Raw genomic sequence first — 17,980 nt, forward strand, 5'->3', positions numbered from 1 at the left:
CAGGCCCAACATCAATTGGAAGACATGTTCCGACCGCAGGGTTAACTTCCCGGCTGGAAAAGGACAGCCGTTTACACAAAATTATTGACGGTCCCTTTCGTTTAATGAACAATAACGTTCGTCATAATATTGATATATAATAATTTTTTTATAATGTATATGTATTCAAATTTGCTGTTTAATTGGTTTTAAAAATACCGTAAAAGTTGAGTTATCTAAAACATAAGCACAAAAAATGCTTTCTAGTGTTAACTATTTCATTTTAAATTATCTTATAATAAAAAGGAATTAACCCAAATGAATTGTAACCTATAAAAATGAATAAAAAGAGCTTAGGCCACTAAAAGATGATCTCGGCAGTGCACCTGGATCATTATTTTTAATTCCCACCGCCATCTTTCGTTTTAGTTGGTTGAAGATGTGCAGAGGATCGGGAGGTTTATCAGATCTTTGAAGTTTCCAAAGAAGGATACATAGAAGCTTTTCCCAGCAGTTGTCACGTCAGGTCATAGAATGATAGCTTCCGACTAATTCTGCAGTCGTTCCTAGGCGTTATAGACCAGATTCATCGCCATGGAGGTAGAACGACATAAGCCAGAATTTCCTTTATCGGGTCACTCACTTCGACTAACACTGGCCAGGGCGCATAAATAAGACCCCTAATCGGAAAGGCTTGCCCAGTGTTCTTCTTTCAGGTCAAGGCTCATAAGTTTGTCGTCATCGCTGGAGGCACCGTTTGGGCTGATTTTTCCAATGGTCTTCAGCTCAAGTTCGTGCTCGACAAACTTAAAGAAAACCCGAATGATGGACATTTTTTATCGTGTCCACCATTCGGGTTATAGTTTAAAAACGAGACAACCTCTTTCAGAAAATAATGTTATTATTATTTAAACTAAAACGATAAGGGAGGAATATCATTAATAGTTAAATTCGAAATTCTAGTGCGGATACTATCCCTAACTTCGTGAAAGGTTCTATAATGCTCAGCTATCTCTTGTTGTGTAGTTAAATCCAGTTCGTAAACAAAATCACCAGTACTTGAGCCATCCGGACTTTTTAATTCTAAAATTTTTGGGTTTCCTTCTTCGTCAACCATCACAGGGAATTTTAACTCGACTTTTTTCATATTTCTTAAGCTAGCTCGAAGTTGGCGATCTAACCCTTGGGCGGTTTTAATCCAATTCAAATAATAATACATATATTCTGCATCAATATCATTATTAATAATTCTGATGCAACCACAGTGATCTGTAGTAGCGAACGAGGTATTTCTTTTTATCACGTTAAAATCGAAATTTCCATCTATACCCCATAAAACAAAGTCATTGTTAAAATCACTTATGTTAGAAGTATTTAGAGAACCAAAAGGCTCGTGTACATTGGCACTGTATATTGGTATTGTTCCACTAGATATATTAAATATGTCTCTCTTTAAAACTCTTTTTCCTATGAATAAACTAAAGTAATTTGGATCATTTAATGAAATCGTAACAGTAGCTTTTGGTTGTGGTGAACCTATTTCCATCTCTTTTAGTTTCTCAATATCCGCTTTTAACAATTGTCTCTCTTCTTCTAAAGAATCTGAGAAATCATTTAACGTAGTAAGAGATTTTTTTTCTAACAATCCTAATTCAATTTTTTCTTCTTCTGGCCACCAGCGATCAACGCTCCAATGAGTGTCTGGATGGAATTTATCTATAGACCATACTTTAGTTTGTAAATTTGGACATTCAAAATTACTTTTATCAGCTTTGAAATATTTATAAAAACGGACCATTTCTGGTAAATCATTATCCCATTCAAATCTTTTTGAATCTAAAGTTTCCCCCGTATTAAGAATTAAATAACTATAAACAGGATCTGTTTGTACCACAGTTCTATCCTCTTTCTTTTTAAGTACAAGGATATAGGTTTTTTTAGGAGTAGTGTAAAATGCATTCTCTGGTAGTGAAATTACTGCTTCAAGAAAACAATTATCTAGTATAAATCTTCTTAGTTTACTATCAGTTGACCTATTAAGAATACCATCTGGCACAATAACATAAGCTTTTCGATTTTTTTTCAAACTCTTGACTATGTGCTCTAAAAAAAGACCTTCAACACCGGTAGCATTTATAGGATAGTATTGTCTTAAGATTCCATTATCCTTTATAAATTCTTTAATTTTACTAGTCCCTGTCATCACGAAAGGAATATTTGTCATTATTAAGTCATATTCTTCTAAAGGAGTGGTTGAAAGAGTTCCTAAGACTGAAGTATGTTTAGATTTAAATATATTGTTAAACATCTTAGCAAATTCTTGAGTTTTATTAGGATTAAGTCTTAATAGTTCATTTAAATGTAATAATATATTTGCTTTCGCTAGGATGACAGTTTTCTTATCTCTATCAAACCCAGAATAATCAAGCTTACTAACTAGCTTGTTGGCGTCAAAGTAAAAATCAGTATTTCTTTTACTAACTATTGGCTCTAATACAAATCCCCCTACCCCTGCAGCTGGATCATGTACTTTAGAACCGTTACCAAGCTTTTCAATCTCGCTCATTTCAACAATAGCTTTGACAATATTTCGGGGAGTAAAGAATTGGCCCCAATTTTTTTGGGAAATACTCTTTTTAAGAAAATTTTCGTATAACCGCGATTTAAACTCCGGATCAATCGCCTTTAATTGCCCAAAAGCTTCAAACTCTTTTAGAATTTTATAAAACAATAAATTATGTTCAAGAACTTCTGGATCTAATATCATCCCATTAATAACAGAAGTTCCATCTTCTTCACTAGAAGGGAACAATTCTTTTATATGACTCCTGACTTGATTTTCATAAAAACGAAGAGACTTGTCCCTCTCTTTATCTAGGACATCGTAAAAACTAATTGGGGTCCCTAAATTATTATTAACAAGAACTCCCAAGTCACTTAGGTATTTGAAAGTGAATATTTCTACGAATGTCGCTAAGCAAGCATCAGGGTTCTCACCGCTAGCTAACCAAATTGTTTGCCAGACTCTATCAGCCAATCTTGCTGGATTTTGTAAGACTTCTTTAATTAATCGAGAATTAGTGGAAGATACATCATCCAATACTTTCTTTAAAAGATCAATTGATTGTGAAATTTCATTTTCGTTACTCCACCGAAATTCCGCTACTAAATCGTAACCATCTTCTCGATGAATCCTCTCATAATCTGCATCTTCTTTTTGAGGATTTATCCACAAAAATTCTTCACCATCTGTTACTATTCCAATTTTCGCCCCAAGAGGCTTACAATAATCATGTACACATTGTTGAATAGCTTTGTCTTTTTTTTCTGGGGTATTAAATTCACTAATATCTTTATTTTCAATTACTAAGATCACAGATACATTATCTCCATTACGATCCACGACCAAACCATCAGGTTTTTTGCTTAATACACCTTCATAACTCTTATTAGGAATAATTTTATATTCACGTAATGTTTTTATAGTTGTAGCGCCTATATTATAAAATTCATACTCACCGAATTTTTCACCATTTTTTGTATAGTTTCTTTGACCAAGCTCTTCCGCACTCAATTACGAGCCTCCCTACCTATATTTCTATCTAATTTAATATATCATAGTTTCTTTCCGTCATTACTATGTTAACGAATAACACTAGCAAAACCTTTACATAAAGAAGTATTTAGATATATTTCTGTATTCTTTTTATCGTGTTCCAATGGTTTGATCATACTAATAACTCGTGAAACTGCTTGTATTTACTTTCAATCCAGCATGCTCCCCATAGTTTCTTCTCCGAAGGAGATACCGCTCCGTCGTTCTGATCGAGGCGTGCCCTAGCATATCACGAACCGATGCAAGATCAGCCCCATGCTCTAACATGTAATATGTTGTATAGTGCCGGCACGTGTGCGGCGTGATTGGATCCTGGCGATGCTGGACAAAAGGAAACGGTGCTTTAGCCATGAGCTTACTGAAACGATCCCCTAAGTAGTTTACATGATAATGTCCACCATTTTTCTTTGGAAAGAACGCAGAGTCTCCTGTAAAGGTCTCTGTGATCATTTCCCGTTCTTTCCGGAAGTCCTGGAGAATACGCAACACATCGGCGAAAAGAAAAATCGGCCGCTCTTTTTCGCCCTTTCCCGTAATATGCAGAAAGAAGGCTCCTTCAGGCGAGCGCCATTCCAGATCACGCCACTTGGCTTTGGCCAATTCTTCAATCCGCATACCTGTACTCGTCAGAACAACCAACAACGTGTAAGCAAATGAATCTTTTTGTTTGAAATAAGAGAGTAATTGCTGAACTTCGTGCTCATGAAGGTCCCGGTCTACTAGCTCGTCTCTCGGTTGAGCAACTGGCGCCATTTTGGTCGTCAAGTCTGTTTTTATCATGTCTTCCTGCATGAGGAATCTCAGGAACTGTTTAATGACCGTACTATGACGAGCCAATGTGCTCGCCTTATATCCCTTCTCTCGCTCAAGATATAGCTGATACGCATAAATACGTTGCGCAGAAATTTCTCTTAATCCTCCGAACTCTTGCACATAAGTAAGAAATGGGACAAGCGTTTCTAAATATTTGCGCTTTGTTCGTTCGCTTCGCTGTTTACGCAGCGTATTGTTTTTATGTAAATAGATGTACATCAAAAATTCATCAGGAATTTGCTCCCACTCAACCCCTTCGAAACCTTGTGAAGAAATATCTGTATACAAGTCGCTATCCAGAAACGAATGAGACTTTTCCAATGAAAGAGCTTGGGTTTGATGTCCTGGTAAAATAAGGTGGTTCATTCTACGCCCTCCCTATTGTTGTTCTTATTCCAAAACCTAAGGAAATTGAAGCTTTCTTTAGACTTTATTTTATCATGCTCAGAGGGTGTATAGTTGGTTAAAAATACAAATAATAAGGTCTTCCAATGAATTAAACAATTACGTTTATGTAAACGTAATTGTTTAATTATAGAATAAAGGTACTTTGAAAACCTCTCATAATGTCCGCCACACTTATGATACATACCAGAAAGTTTCCACAGGGTTTTGAAAGGACTACTGATGGTTTTTGACGCATTTATCCACCACCTTATAAATTTCTGCTTTTTCAATGATAAAAATTCAAATGTTCGTTAAGAAGAAAGCTGCATGAGAAGCTATCGACAAATTGTACATTTAATTGTACAATATAAAAAAGGAGATGATAACAATGACCGTCATGAATTACTCCAATGCACGAAAAAACTTTAAGGGATTGATTGATAAAGTCAACGACGACCAAGAAGCCGTTACCATCACAACCAAAGAACGAAACGCGGTGCTCATCTCAGAAGACGAATACAATCAATACCTTGAAACCATCTACCTGTTAAACAACCCGAGCAACGCCAAACATCTATCGGAATCCATCAATCAATTAAATCAGGAAGAAACCACGACTGTCGATATCGATGAGTAAGTTGAATGTCTTATTTACCCATCATGCGTTTCAGGCTTACCAATACTGGCAGACCAAAGATAAAAAAACGCTCAAACGAATTAACCAACTGATTAAAAGCATTGAACGAGACGGGGCGTTGGACGGTATTGGGAAACCAAAGAAATTAAAAGGAAATTTAGCCGGCTTTTACAGTCGTCGTATTGATATCGAGCATCGCCTGGTGTATACCGTGGATGAAACACAAATCAGTATAATTGCTTGCAGATACTATTATTAGATTAAGCACGTAGAAAAACTTTTTTATAATTAGTAAAAGAGAAAGGCTTGCTGGTCCCTTCCAGGAAGCTTTTTTTGCGTGACAAGAAAAACCCTCTCAAAAAGCGTACTTTTTGATAAGTTAAATTATGGAAATAAAAATTCAATGACGGATTTTGCTAAACGTATTACATACCAAAAATCACCCAATCTTATTCATACAAGCAATCATGTCATTATATTCACTTCTTTTTACAATAGTGTTTTTATGTTAAGATGAATGTACAACAACAATAAAGCATCGTTACACGAAACCCCTGGGTACGTCACTACCCAGGGGTTTTTTGTGGGCTAATCGCCGCCCATTCACTATTTCTTCTGTTTACTTAGCCAATAAACGAAACTGTTCCCTATGATTAACACGAGGATCAGGAACAAAAGATCCTGCAACAACAAATAAAGCACCATTACACCCTCTTTCAAACGATGTTCGCCTGAAAGGAATGGACGACAAACGCTATTATAACACGCTACAAAATGAGAAAATGCCTGTGTCTAATGTTTACTTTTAATTAAAATTTATAGAACTAATACGGTCCATGAAATTTTATACAGTCTTTTTGTAGTAACTTAGGTATAACGATAATTAAGGACGGTTAAAATCATCGATGCATTGTGCGGGAGGACAAAAATAAACGTATTTAGTATAACCGTTTATGCTGTTTGTTTTCTACCAGTTATTATCGCTAGAACTTTAATATTAAAAGAGCACCGAAAACCGAAAGAAACATATAGGCAAAAAAAGATAACACTGATTATGCGTTTGTTGTTCTCAGCTTCTATTCCTTAACTATTTCACAGAATGGTTAAAGAAAAATTTCCATTTACATTAAATAGTTTTCTTTCGCCAAAAGATGGGAGAGGCTTTTTTCTACTGGTATACTTCCTCTCTTTAATTGGACATAAAAATCGCCGGAACAAAATAGTCTTAAGTTAAAACAGTAAAGATTAATATTCAAGTATTCTTTTTCCTTTTAAACAGATCAGGGATCATTAAAAAGGATCGCCGTGTTCCTGAACACCCGTGAACTGTGATCTTACGAGGAATACGATGCGTTTTTTCCAAGATTAGATGATAATTATAGTTAATCGCCTTAAGATACCCTACTATTACCAAAATGCTAAGCAGCCCCTGACACACAGTAGCACCAATATACCCTACACTCGCCCACGAGGCTTCAGTGGCATATAAGAAACCTAACAAGCTTGTTTGTATCTGGTAGGCTTTATCGTTGTCATTTTTCGATACGAGACTTTCCAGCAGTTCTGTTAATTCACTGGCTTCCGTTAAAGCTGCTTCATGAATAGAAGAATGGCTTTCCACTTTTCGTAATGCTGGCCCGGACATAATGTTTCCTCCTTTAGTAGCACCTAACTAATTTTCACCTCTAGGTTACTCTCAAGATATACTATTTGGAAACCTATTAGCAGTGACAAAAATCACAACTATTAAGGCCATTGAGATTAAAAAGGACTCTGAAGAAAGTTTAGAAAATATTTCGTTAATGATAAAAAAAAGCCCTTTTAGCGAAATGCATTAGTTGCATTTACGAAAAAGGGCTCTCCCAGTATAAGACTTTAAACTACTACAAAAATTATCTTGCCTCGAAACATTCAAAGCAATACAGCCGGCCGTTCTCGTGAACGCCTTCTAAAAACCCGTTCCTACAGTAAATGGCTTTGCCGCATTCCCTGCATTGGCCCACATACTCCTCCATCGTTGTCACCTCTTCTTCTTTAAGTATCCTTCGGCTGACGGTCAAGTATTTCTTTTAGGACCCGGGCATGATTACACGTTTCTTCCTTTGCAGCAAACACGAGCGTTACCTGCTTGTTCTGCTCACGTACGGTCTGCTTTAACTGATCGAGAGCTTCAGCCTGTTCAGTACTCTGTTGAAGCTCCTGCTTATACTTCTCTTTAAATTCGTCAAATTTTTCTGGATCATGGGAGAACCATTGCCGCAGCTGCTTGGAAGGAGCAACGTCCCTGGCCCATTCATCTACTTTGGCTTTGTCCTTTGCTATTCCCCGCGGCCACACGCCGTCAACTAAAACCCGGTGCCCATCTTCTTTTTTTGCTTCTTCGTAAATTCTCTTCAACTGAATGGCCATCACTTTCCTCCCCTTGCTTTATTTTTCTTCAAACATAAAATCTACGACTTTATTTACATGAATTTGCATTGTATCTAAAAACGGAATCGAAAAATCTTTTTCAGAGAGAATCATCGGCAGTTCAGTGCAGCCAAGGATTACGGTATCGAGTTTATACTGTTCGATCATTTCCCTGGTGATCCGCTCAAATTCCTTTTTCGTCTCAGGATTTACGATACCATTCTCAAGCTCGCTGACGATTTTTTCATGTAAATACTGCTGCGTGCTTTCATCTGGCACATAGATATTTTTCATCTTTTCTGTGAAAGGTTTCTTGAAAAAATCCTGCTCCATTGTAAACTTTGTACCAAGCAGCCCAATGTTTTCGGCACCCTGATTTTCTGCTGCTTCCACCGCTGCATCAACAATGCTGAGCATCGGCACTTCAACCTGCTTCTGCACTTCCTCAAATACAAGATGTGGCGTGTTTGCAGCAATAATGATCCCATCGACGTCCAATAGTTCAAGCTTCCGGGCAGCGTTGCCCACATACTCAATCAAGTCATCCATACGTTCTTCCGAAATATACGTAAAAATGTTGTACATATTAATACTGTTAATGTACAGTTCCGGAAGCACCTGAAGACTGTCCTTCTTTTCCTGAAACTTGTTAATAATGGATTGATAATATTCCACCGTAGATTCCGGCCCGAGGCCGCCGATAATACCTATTTGTTTCATTTTTTCTCCTCCTTCACAAAATGTGTTAAAATATATATTGTTAATATATATTTTAACACATTTTGTGTGTGGCCTCCTCTTCTGGCTGCTGTTATGGTAGTAGGCTACTACGTTGTCATTCAAGATTTTATCAGTGCTATTGCTTTGGCTATTCCAATATTTTAGAGTAGTTATAATAACTCGATTGTTAATAACATAAAATCACCTCTTCTGTTCGATAAGTCGTAGAAAAGGGATACTTTCTTTGAGTTCCATTATATAAAAGGTTCGCAGGGAAAAGAAGGCATTGAAGATGAAAGGATCTTTGGAAGCGACGACATGCATATGAATTTTGATAAAGAGATGGGTTAAAGTTGGTATCAGTGTCCAACTTCAACCCATTAGTCGTTTTACAAGATGCTCATCAAAATGAATCCGCCAATACCGACCAGGATCCCGTACAGGAGCGCTGGTCCCAAGGTTTTTCGGATAACGTTTCCTTCTTCTCCCTGCATCCCTACGACTGCACTGGCAGCGACTACGTTATGCACACAAATCATATTTCCCGCGCCGGCTCCCACTAGCTGGGCAGCAAGCACCACGTGGACATTCGCGCCCGTGGCCTCTGCGATATTGTACTGAATCGGGGAGAACGTAAGCGTGGAAACGGTAGCGCTTCCGGTGATAAAAGACCCCAGCTCCCCGAGAAACGGAGCAGCAAAGATCCACATCGGGCCGAAGGCGGCTGCCATCCCCTGCGCGATGTACTCCGGCATACTCATCAAATCGCTCGCATTCATCCCGGAATTACTGAACACATGAACCATGGCAAGCGTGGCTGCCAGGGTCACAGCGGTAATTTTAATCGTAGCCAACGACTGTGTGGCCGCCCGACCAAAGTGGCCCAGCGATTTTCGCTGAACGGCGACGGCCAAGATGGCCGCGACCGTGAGGACGGTGCCGGGAGAATAAAGTAGCTCCCACTCCGACGTGACCCCTTCCACCCCCAAAATATTCGTCCAGGTTAAGTCGATGGCGGTCTGGGTGAATTCCTGAAACCAAGGAACAATACGGGTGAGAAGCAATAAGAGAACCACTATGATATACGGAAACCACGCCCGGATTAATCCCATCTCGGATCGCTCGTGACTCACCTCGAAATTCTCTTGCATAGCATCGGTCCATGTAGACGTCGGCAGCAACCATCCTTTTTTAGCGGTCACTGCGGCCACCACGAGGCCCGTTAACGAACCAAGAATCGCTACAAATTCCGGGCCAAACAAATAGGCGTATACTAGTGCGGATCCATTATAGGTGATCCCAATAAGCAGGGTCCAAGGTAGCATTACCATAGCGTCCTTGATACCTTTCCCTTTACCGAAAAACAACGTCAAAACGAGCATCAGGATAAAAGGAATAAACGTGCCCGCGAATAAATCAATGAGGGTGACCGTAAAACCGACATCCTGATAAAAGGCAGCATCCGCTTCGGGTAATGTGCTTAAGCCGACCAACACGGGCGTTCCTACCGCTCCGAAGGCAACGGCAGTGCTGTCAGCAATGAGAGCTGTCGCCACCGCTGCCAAGGGCTTAAAACCCAGCGCGAGCATTAACGGCGCCGTCACCATCGCCGGGGTGCCAAACCCTGCTGCTCCTTCAATTAACGACCCAAACAAGAAGGCGACAAAGATCACTTGGACCCTCATATCCTGAGAAATACTTTGGAAGCCCTGATTAATGCGATTCACCGCCCCCGTGTTCCGGAGAGTATTCAAAAGAACCAGAGCTCCAAACAAAATGAATAAAATAGTCAACGTTTTATGTACGCCCTGGAGGATCGACGAAGCAACCACCTGGCTTTCCATCCCCCACACGGTGATCGCTAATAGAATGACAATAACGGCACTAATGGACATCCCTTTAATTGCTGGCATTCGCAGCAGGACCAATAGCAAAAATGGAACAATTACGGCGCTTAAGGCCACGATCATTAACATTTGATTTCCTCCTCTTTGAAACATGATGCTTTCGCTCTTAACGCTCATCAAGAATAAGGTAATATGATCATCAGATGACCATATTTCACATAGTAACCGCTTACATTCATAATTGCAATATATTTTATGACCAAAAGATGCTTTTTTATGGTTCTCTGTTCAAAAAACAGCTTAATAATTGAAAGCGGTTTCTACTAATGATACAATGAATGCATGCTTCTCATCTGATGACCATATCTATAGAAAATAAAATAGGTAGCGTTTTTTGCTTTGCTTAAGGTGACGGAGTGCGTCCAACGCTGACATACCAATGATCAAGAGCATAGGATGATCTCATCCCAGTATTCACGAGAGGAGAAGCTATTAGTGCCTATCGAACGGATTGAAACGAAAAAAATCGCTGAAGTGGTTCGAGAAAAAATTGAAGACATGATCAAACGTGGAGAAATACAACCGGGGGATAAACTGGATTCTGTTGTTGCGCTTTCGGAACAGTTCGATGTCAGCCGTTCCGCCGTTCGGGAAGCGTTAAGTGCGTTACGAGCCGTCGGCATTATCACGATTCGCCAGGGAGAAGGCACTTTTGTGAACCAGTACGATGCTTCCACCATCACGGAAATGATGAACAGTCCTTCCCTTCTTTCGACACAAACCATGAAAGAGCTATTTGAAGTCCGTCATGTGCTGGAGAAAGGAGCTGCCGAACTGGCTGCGCTTCGACGGACAGATAGCCATCTGGAACAAATGCGTCTCGCGCTGGAACAAATGACGCAGGCGTCCAACGGTTCGGGGGATCTCGGCGAACAGGGCGATGTTCGTTTCCACCTAGCCATTGCTGAAGCCTCCGGAAATCACCTCCTCCAACAAATGATGAGTCGGCTTTCCGATACCTTGCAAAAAACCATGTATGAAACCAGAAAGGTATGGCTATTTTTCGAACAACGCTCCTTTCAACACCTGATTGACGAACATCAACAAATCCTTCATGCCATCGAAGACCACCAGGCCCAAGCAGCTGTCGAAGCCATGAGCAGACACCTCATCAATGTGGAGCATGTGCTGTCTCAAGGGATGAAACATCGAAACGTGTAGACGATCTACCATGCGTTTCTGCCTTCATTGCTTGGGTTCAGCGGAAAGCCAAGGACAGCCATCAAGAGATAGGATTGGCTCGACAATCAATAACCCAACAAATACGTTCAGTCTTAGCATCACAAACGCATGCAAGCTTTATTTTCTGTATAAACTCAACTTGTGGCATTATCCAAAGGAGGAAAACGATGCGTAATTATGACACAACGACCGACGTCATTCTGATCGGCGCCGGCATCGTGAGCGCCACCCTTGCGACACTGTTAAATAAATTAGCGCCCGAATGGCACATTACTCTGTTCGAAAAGCTCGATTCCGCCGGACAGGAGAGCTCGAATGAATGGAACAACGCCGGTACCGGGCACGCAGCTCTCTGTGAGCTGAACTATACCCCCGAGCAGCCGGACGGCTCTCTGAAGACCGGCCGGGCGGTCGAAATTAATGAACAGTTTCAGATTTCAAGACAGCTCTGGGCGCATCTCGTGGACCAGGGCGACCTTCAAAACCCGGAAGAGTTTATCCGTCCCCTGCCCCACATCAGCTTTGTGTACGGCCAGGATCACGTAAACTTTCTGAAGAAACGGTTCGAGGCCCTCGACGGCCATCCCCAGTTTCAGGGGATGGAGTTTTCCGACGACCCCGAGCAAATCAGGCAGTGGATTCCGTTAATGATGGAGGGGCGTGACTCCGACGAGCCGATCGCGGCCACGAAGGTCGATCACGGCACCGATATCAATTTCGGGGAACTGACGCGCCAGATGCTTGCCAACCTGGAGAAGCAAAATAATGTCGAGATCCGCTACAATCATTCCGTCGACGATATTGCCCAGCGACCAGACGGCACGTGGGAAGTGAAGGTTCGAAACCATCAACTGGAAACGCTTGAAGAGCATACGGCGTCCTTCGCCTTTATCGGTGCCGGCGGCGGTGCCCTGCCGCTGCTGCAAAAAACCGGCATTCCCGAAAGCAGGCATATCGGCGGATTTCCGATCAGCGGCGAATTCCTTGTCTGTGATAATCCCGAGGTCGTCCAAAAGCATCATTCCAAGGTGTACGGCAAAGAACCGGAGGGCACTCCCCCGATGACGGTGCCGCACCTGGACCGGCGTCATATCGAAGGCAGGGATACACTTCTGTACGGCCCGTTCGCCGGATTTACGCCCAAGTTTTTGAAGCAGGGGTCGCCGATGGACCTGTTTGGCTCAGTCAAGCCGACAAACGTGCTGACGATGCTAGCAGCCGGCGCAAAGAATACCCCGCTGCTCAAGTATCTCGCCCAGCAGCTGAGCATGACCAAGGAACACCGGATGGAGGAGCTGCGAAGCTTTGTGCCGAATGCCTCCAGTGAAGACTGGGAGCTTCTCGTCGCCGGCCAGCGTGTGCAGCTGATTGAGGATACCGAGGAAGGCGGCCGCGGGGCCCTGCAGTTTGGCACCAAGCTGATTCATGCCGAAGACCGCACGATGGCGGCTCTTCTCGGTGAATCGCCGGGCGCTTCCGTGTCCGTGTCGATTATGCTTGAAGTGCTGAACAAATGCTTCCCCGAGCACCTGGAGGCGTGGGAGCCGAAGCTGAAGGAAATCATTCCGTCCTACGGCAAGTCCCTTGAGGATAACCCTGAGCTGCTTGATATGGTACACGACTCCACCTCGCGTACCCTCGGACTGACGACACCTAAATCATAAACAAACCTTCATCATACCAATAAAATGACGATAGAAAGGAAGCATCAAGCGCCCTTCGATACGCTGATGCTTCCTTTTTTTGAGTTCTTCAAAAAAGATAGACCAAAATAGCCTTTCTATGTTGAAGTGAAAGTCATCGCGGTAATAGACCATCTAGTTGGCGAAGTAGCGCTTTTCCTTCACAAGCGATCATTCGTTATTTCCTGCCATTTCCTCAACAGCTACGCGATCAAGACTCTTGCGATATGCCAGCGGAGTCATGTGCATCGAGGACCGGAAGATGCTAATAAAATGGCTCGCGCTCGAAAACCCGGTGCGATACGCAATGGCCGTGACCGATTTTACACTTATTATTGCATATATTTACATTAACTATATTTATAGATAATTATAATAGTAATAGTTCTTATCATTAAATAATAGAAAATCCAAAGAAAGACCTGAGTCCATTCTCGAAATCAATAGCTCTTTCTTCTTCAATGTCTCTCTTTTGGTTGAAATGTAAAAATTATCCTTCAAACTAGAACAAATACATTTTAGGGGGAAGAACATGAGAACGTGGGGGATAAGTCTTTTAGCAGCGTTATTATTCGTCTCTATAGGGAGTACAGTTAAAGCTTCAGCTGACAAGGGCGAGTATTTAGTTGGGTTTGAAACAGGTGTCGGGGAAAACAGGCAAACGGATATTGCTTCCCGTATTGGCTCGGTCGAACATGAATTTCAATATATGAATGTCCTCGAAATGAATATACCAAGCAAAGCTGTCCAGGCTCTCGAAAACAATCCCAATGTAGCATTTGTGGAGAAAAATAAAGATGTCGAGATTTCTGCGGAATATATTCCTTGGGGCGTAGATTACGTAGAAGCCCCTTCTATTCAAGAGACAGGCATAACGGGCCAAGGCGCAGATGTGGCTGTTTTAGACACTGGCATTAGTGACAACCACTTTGATTTAACTGTTACTGGAGGAGAAAGTTTTATTTCTTATGAACCTTCTCCTTTTGAAGATGGTAATGGCCACGGAACTCACGTCGCCGGCACTATCGCTGCTTTAGATAACGGCTCTGGGCTGATTGGAGTGGCTAATAATACGCAGTTACATGCTGTTAAAGTTTTAGATAGTAGTGGCAGCGGTTCTCTTAGTACTATTATCAAAGGAATTGAATGGTCTATTTCTAACGATATGGACATTGTAAATATGAGTCTTGGAACGGCTAGCGGGGCTGAATCTTTGGAAATGGCAAGCGATAATGCTGAAGAGGAAGGTATCTTCATGGTCGGAGCCGCTGGAAATAGTGGAACCGATGGCGCTAATAACACGATAGGTTATCCCGCACGTTATGATTCTGTGATGGCTATTGGCTCGATTGACCGCTATGAAGATCGTTCTTCCTTTTCTAGTGTCGGAGAGGAATTAGAAGTCATGGCCCCGGGTTCATCGATCACAAGCACCTATCCCGGGCAGAACTATGCCACTCTCAGCGGCACTTCGATGGCTGCTCCTCACGTCTCTGGCGCCGCGGCCCTTATGTTAGACCAAAATCCATCTCTATCGAATGAAGAAATACGTCTCCAATTAAACAACACTGCCGATCCAGCAGGTGATTCATTCTATTACGGAAATGGTATTATAGATTTGCCAGAAGCTATTGAGAGTGAATAATTACTTTATCAATATTCGTTTTCTACTATTTAACTATTACAAATGTTTGTTGGTTACAAATCCTTGGAGGTCTTTGCACAAAGACCTTCAAGGGTCAGATTATAAGACAAAGGCCTCCGAAAATGGATTTTGGAGGCCTTTGTCTGTATCTTAGGATCAATTTCACTAAGGGGACTGATTCTTTTCGAGATAAATAGCACTTATATAAACTGCTCGATTTCTGCCACGAATGCTTGCTGGGCTTCTTGAGGAACCCAGTGCGCAACATGATCGAAACATACCCACTGACTGTTATAAGTCCTGAACTAACATTTCGCTGGTTTCTATAGACTGTGAGAGGGCTTTTGCTCCCTGTAAAAGAAGCAAGGGGTGCTGAAAAGTGGATAGTTTACGTGTGAGAGCCATTGTATGATGGATGTTTTATGCAGTTGCCTTACGAACAAGGCAAAATCAGCCTTGTTCGTACATTTTTGCCTACAGTTCTCCTAGTACCAGTATTGTTTCAGGCAACACTTTTGTATTTTTCTTTATTGCAGCTTTATTTTTATCGTTCCTCGGCATCACGTCCTACTTTCGAGAGCCCGCCAAATAATGGCTCCGCTTCTGTCTGGTAAATCGTAAAGGGTCCGTGACCCATCTTACATCTTTTTTACTTCTACTTTCCTATAATACAAATAGATCTGCATAGATTTTGGCAGGGACCAGGCTTGAATAATCCCCGAAGAAACAATGTAATCTATCTTACACCCCTGGTTTCAACTAATTGGCTCCTGGTAATTTCACCATTAGCATCAACGGATTCATCAGACCAGAATGGGAGGAATTTATGATGATCGAACACATTACTGCGGTCTCGAAAGGCATGAACACCGAGAGCACTTCTGCAAATCATAAAATTGTCATCGATGAACCAGCTAACATGGGAGGCACCGATGAAGGCGCCAATCCGCTCGGCACGCTGCTTGCCTCCTTGGCCGGTTGTGAAAATGCCATTGCCAACTTTGTGGCCAAAGAAATCGATTTTGACCTGCAGGGCATCGAGTTTGACGTGCAAGGGGAACTCGACCCCAACGGCATGATGGGGAAAGGCGATGCCCGTCCGTATTTCCAACGCATCACGGTCAACGCAGAAGTCCATACGAGCGAATCCAAGGAACGCATCCAGGAACTTCAAGAAAAAGTCGATGCCCGTTGCCCGGTCTTCACCACGATGGCCGCGGCCGATGTCGACATGCAGGCTACCTGGACGAAAGCATAAAGTAATCGAAACAAAAAAGAAAGAAAGCGATAGCTGATTCTATCGCTTTCGATGTTCACGTTTTTGACAAAGGAGAGATTTCAAATGGCTATTGTTCATGTAACAGATAGCAACTTTCACCAAGAAACATCCGAAGGGGTCGTATTAACCGATTTCTGGGCTCCTTGGTGCGGACCATGTAAAATGATTGCACCCGTTCTGGAAGAAATAAATGAAGAAATGGGTGAGCAAGTGACCATTGCTAAACTTAACGTCGATGAAAATCAGGCTACTGCCGCCGAATACGGCGTGATGAGTATTCCCACCATGCTTCTATTTAAAAATGGAGAAGTGGTGGAACAAATCGTTGGTTTTCAACCAAAGGAACAATTAATGAATCACATTCAAAAATACACCTAGAGCGAAATCCCTAACATTTAAATGCCCTCGTTCGTTTCGCAGGATAAAAACGAATGGGGGTATTTCTTTTCTTCCAATTATATAGTTTGCTTATACTCGTTTTTAGAACATTTACTATAAACAAATTTCTTGCCTAAAGGATGGTCAACTTTTACCATTGGATTTATTATCATTTCATCGGAGGTTAAATATTCATGTCGACATTATTTCAACCATTTCAATTGAAAAATAGAAAACTATACAACCGGTTTGTGGTCGCTCCCATGACCCGTATTAGTGCCGAAACAAATGGCGTGCCCACAGAAGCCATGCAGCAGTATTATGATCGTTTTGCCCGCGGAGGGTTTAGCGCCGTTATTACCGAAGGCATATACATTGATGAACGCTATAGCCAGGGATATTATCATCAGCCTGGACTCGCGAAGGATCAACACGTGGCAGCCTGGAGTCCTATCGTTCAAACCGTACAGGCTCACGGGTCGGTTATCATTGCCCAATTGATGCATGCCGGGGGCCAGAGTCAAGGTAACATGCATACGGATGAACGTATTTCCCCCTCCGGGATCGCACCCAAAGGAGAGCAGCTTGAATTTTACGGTGGAAAAGGTCCTTTCCCAGCCTCTCGTTCGTTATCATATAAAGATATAGCTCAAGTTCAAGAGGCCTTTGTTGATAGTGCTCAGCGTGCCAAACAGGCAGGATTTGACGGTGTCGAAATTCACGGCGCCAATGGTTATTTGCTTGATGAATTTCTAACCGAGTACATGAATCAGCGCCAGGACGATTATGGCGGCTCGCTCGATAACCGCCTGCGTCTCTTCCTCGAAACTATCAGGGCTGTACGCCAAGCCGTCGGAGACGACTTTATTGTCGGCATCCGTATGTCTCAAATCAAAGTCTCGGATCCCGACTACAAATGGTCCGGAGGAGAAAATGACGCGCAGTACATCTTTGAACAACTTGGCGCTACTTCCTTAGACTATATTCATGTCACCGATAGCGATGCGACGCAATCTGCTTTCGGTGAAAGGACACGGACCTTGGCCCAGGCAGCAAAAACATTCAGCCAGCTGCCGATTATCGTCAATGGCGGGCTAGGCGATGCGGAACAAGCTCAGGCATTACTTGCGGCTGGCGATGCGGATGTTGTCGCTCTTGGAACTAGCGCGTTAGCAAACCCCGACCTGCCTAATAAGATTGCTCATGGAAAATCATTAGTTGCATTTGACTTTGCTGCTACCCTCCTTCCGCAGGCGGAAATCAAACATCATGAACTACAGATGACTTTGTCCGAATAAGATTGATAACAAAAGAAAAGCACCAAAACACACCACAAGCCCTTGGGT

15 protein-coding genes are annotated in these 17,980 nt (G+C 42.2%); 8 read left to right on the forward strand and 7 right to left on the reverse strand.

All coding sequences use genetic code 11. The features are described 5' to 3' along the window. Positions 1 to 892: 892 nt before the first annotated feature. Both G548_RS0114985 and G548_RS18420 read right to left on the reverse strand, forming a co-directional pair. The gene (locus G548_RS0114985; RefSeq protein WP_027847465.1) at positions 893 to 3,553 is read right to left on the reverse strand and encodes an N-6 DNA methylase; all 2,661 of its coding nucleotides are present in this window, start codon (positions 3,551 to 3,553) and stop codon (positions 893 to 895) included. Between the two features lie 159 nt (positions 3,554 to 3,712). Beyond that, the gene (locus tag G548_RS18420) at positions 3,713 to 4,774 is read right to left on the reverse strand and encodes a tyrosine-type recombinase/integrase (protein ID WP_022794966.1); all 1,062 of its coding nucleotides are present in this window, start codon (positions 4,772 to 4,774) and stop codon (positions 3,713 to 3,715) included. A 409-nt stretch (positions 4,775 to 5,183) separates the two neighbouring features. On the opposite strand from G548_RS18420, the gene G548_RS0114995 reads away from it, so the two are divergent. Both G548_RS0114995 and G548_RS0115000 read left to right on the forward strand, forming a co-directional pair. Next, the gene (locus tag G548_RS0114995) at positions 5,184 to 5,432 is read left to right on the forward strand and encodes a type II toxin-antitoxin system Phd/YefM family antitoxin (protein ID WP_022794967.1); all 249 of its coding nucleotides are present in this window, start codon (positions 5,184 to 5,186) and stop codon (positions 5,430 to 5,432) included. Next, positions 5,425 to 5,691, forward strand: coding sequence for a Txe/YoeB family addiction module toxin (locus G548_RS0115000; protein WP_022794968.1), 267 nt, complete (start codon positions 5,425 to 5,427; stop codon positions 5,689 to 5,691). The genes G548_RS0114995 and G548_RS0115000 overlap by 8 nt, the downstream gene beginning before the upstream one ends. Positions 5,692 to 6,684: 993 nt before the next feature. On the opposite strand, the gene G548_RS0115010 is transcribed toward G548_RS0115000, so the two are convergent. The 4 genes from G548_RS0115010 to G548_RS0115030 form a co-directional block, all read right to left on the reverse strand. After that, the gene (locus G548_RS0115010) at positions 6,685 to 7,077 is read right to left on the reverse strand and encodes a hypothetical protein (protein WP_022794970.1); all 393 of its coding nucleotides are present in this window, start codon (positions 7,075 to 7,077) and stop codon (positions 6,685 to 6,687) included. A 389-nt stretch (positions 7,078 to 7,466) separates the two neighbouring features. Beyond that, positions 7,467 to 7,841 (reverse strand): DUF488 domain-containing protein, encoded by a 375-nt coding sequence (locus G548_RS0115020; protein WP_022794972.1) that lies wholly within the window; start codon positions 7,839 to 7,841, stop codon positions 7,467 to 7,469. An 18-nt stretch (positions 7,842 to 7,859) separates the two neighbouring features. Next, positions 7,860 to 8,561, reverse strand: coding sequence for an aspartate/glutamate racemase family protein (locus G548_RS0115025; RefSeq protein WP_022794973.1), 702 nt, complete (start codon positions 8,559 to 8,561; stop codon positions 7,860 to 7,862). Between the two features lie 389 nt (positions 8,562 to 8,950). Then, positions 8,951 to 10,537: an L-lactate permease gene (locus tag G548_RS0115030; RefSeq protein WP_022794974.1), complete on the reverse strand. Its 1,587-nt coding sequence runs from the start codon at positions 10,535 to 10,537 to the stop codon at positions 8,951 to 8,953. A 366-nt stretch (positions 10,538 to 10,903) separates the two neighbouring features. On the opposite strand from G548_RS0115030, the gene G548_RS0115035 reads away from it, so the two are divergent. After that, positions 10,904 to 11,629, forward strand: coding sequence for a FadR/GntR family transcriptional regulator (locus G548_RS0115035; RefSeq protein WP_022794975.1), 726 nt, complete (start codon positions 10,904 to 10,906; stop codon positions 11,627 to 11,629). Between the two features lie 170 nt (positions 11,630 to 11,799). Next, a complete protein-coding gene (gene mqo, locus G548_RS0115040) occupies positions 11,800 to 13,314 on the forward strand; it encodes a malate dehydrogenase (quinone) (protein WP_281163414.1) in 1,515 nt (504 codons plus the stop codon). A gap of 189 nt (positions 13,315 to 13,503) precedes the next feature. On the opposite strand, the gene G548_RS19090 is transcribed toward mqo, so the two are convergent. Beyond that, positions 13,504 to 13,677 carry a helix-turn-helix domain-containing protein gene (locus G548_RS19090; protein WP_084687381.1) on the reverse strand — a complete coding sequence of 58 codons (174 nt, stop codon included), beginning with the start codon at positions 13,675 to 13,677 and terminating at the stop codon, positions 13,504 to 13,506. Positions 13,678 to 13,864: 187 nt separating this feature from the next. Between G548_RS19090 and G548_RS0115045 the strand changes: the two genes are divergently transcribed. From G548_RS0115045 to G548_RS0115060, 4 genes are all read left to right on the forward strand, one after another. After that, positions 13,865 to 14,977, forward strand: coding sequence for a S8 family peptidase (locus tag G548_RS0115045; protein ID WP_022794977.1), 1,113 nt, complete (start codon positions 13,865 to 13,867; stop codon positions 14,975 to 14,977). 826 nt (positions 14,978 to 15,803) lie between these two features. Then, complete coding sequence (locus G548_RS0115050; protein ID WP_027847467.1) at positions 15,804 to 16,235, forward strand: OsmC family protein; 432 nt, start codon at positions 15,804 to 15,806, stop codon at positions 16,233 to 16,235. 84 nt (positions 16,236 to 16,319) lie between these two features. Next, the gene (gene trxA / locus G548_RS0115055; protein ID WP_022794979.1) at positions 16,320 to 16,634 is read left to right on the forward strand and encodes a thioredoxin; all 315 of its coding nucleotides are present in this window, start codon (positions 16,320 to 16,322) and stop codon (positions 16,632 to 16,634) included. A gap of 194 nt (positions 16,635 to 16,828) precedes the next feature. Continuing rightward, positions 16,829 to 17,932 (forward strand): oxidoreductase, encoded by a 1,104-nt coding sequence (locus tag G548_RS0115060; protein WP_022794980.1) that lies wholly within the window; start codon positions 16,829 to 16,831, stop codon positions 17,930 to 17,932. Positions 17,933 to 17,980: the final 48 nt, after the last annotated feature.

The sequence above is a fragment of the Marinococcus halotolerans DSM 16375 genome (genome assembly GCF_000420725.1).
Classification (GTDB): domain Bacteria; phylum Bacillota; class Bacilli; order Bacillales; family Marinococcaceae; genus Marinococcus; species Marinococcus halotolerans.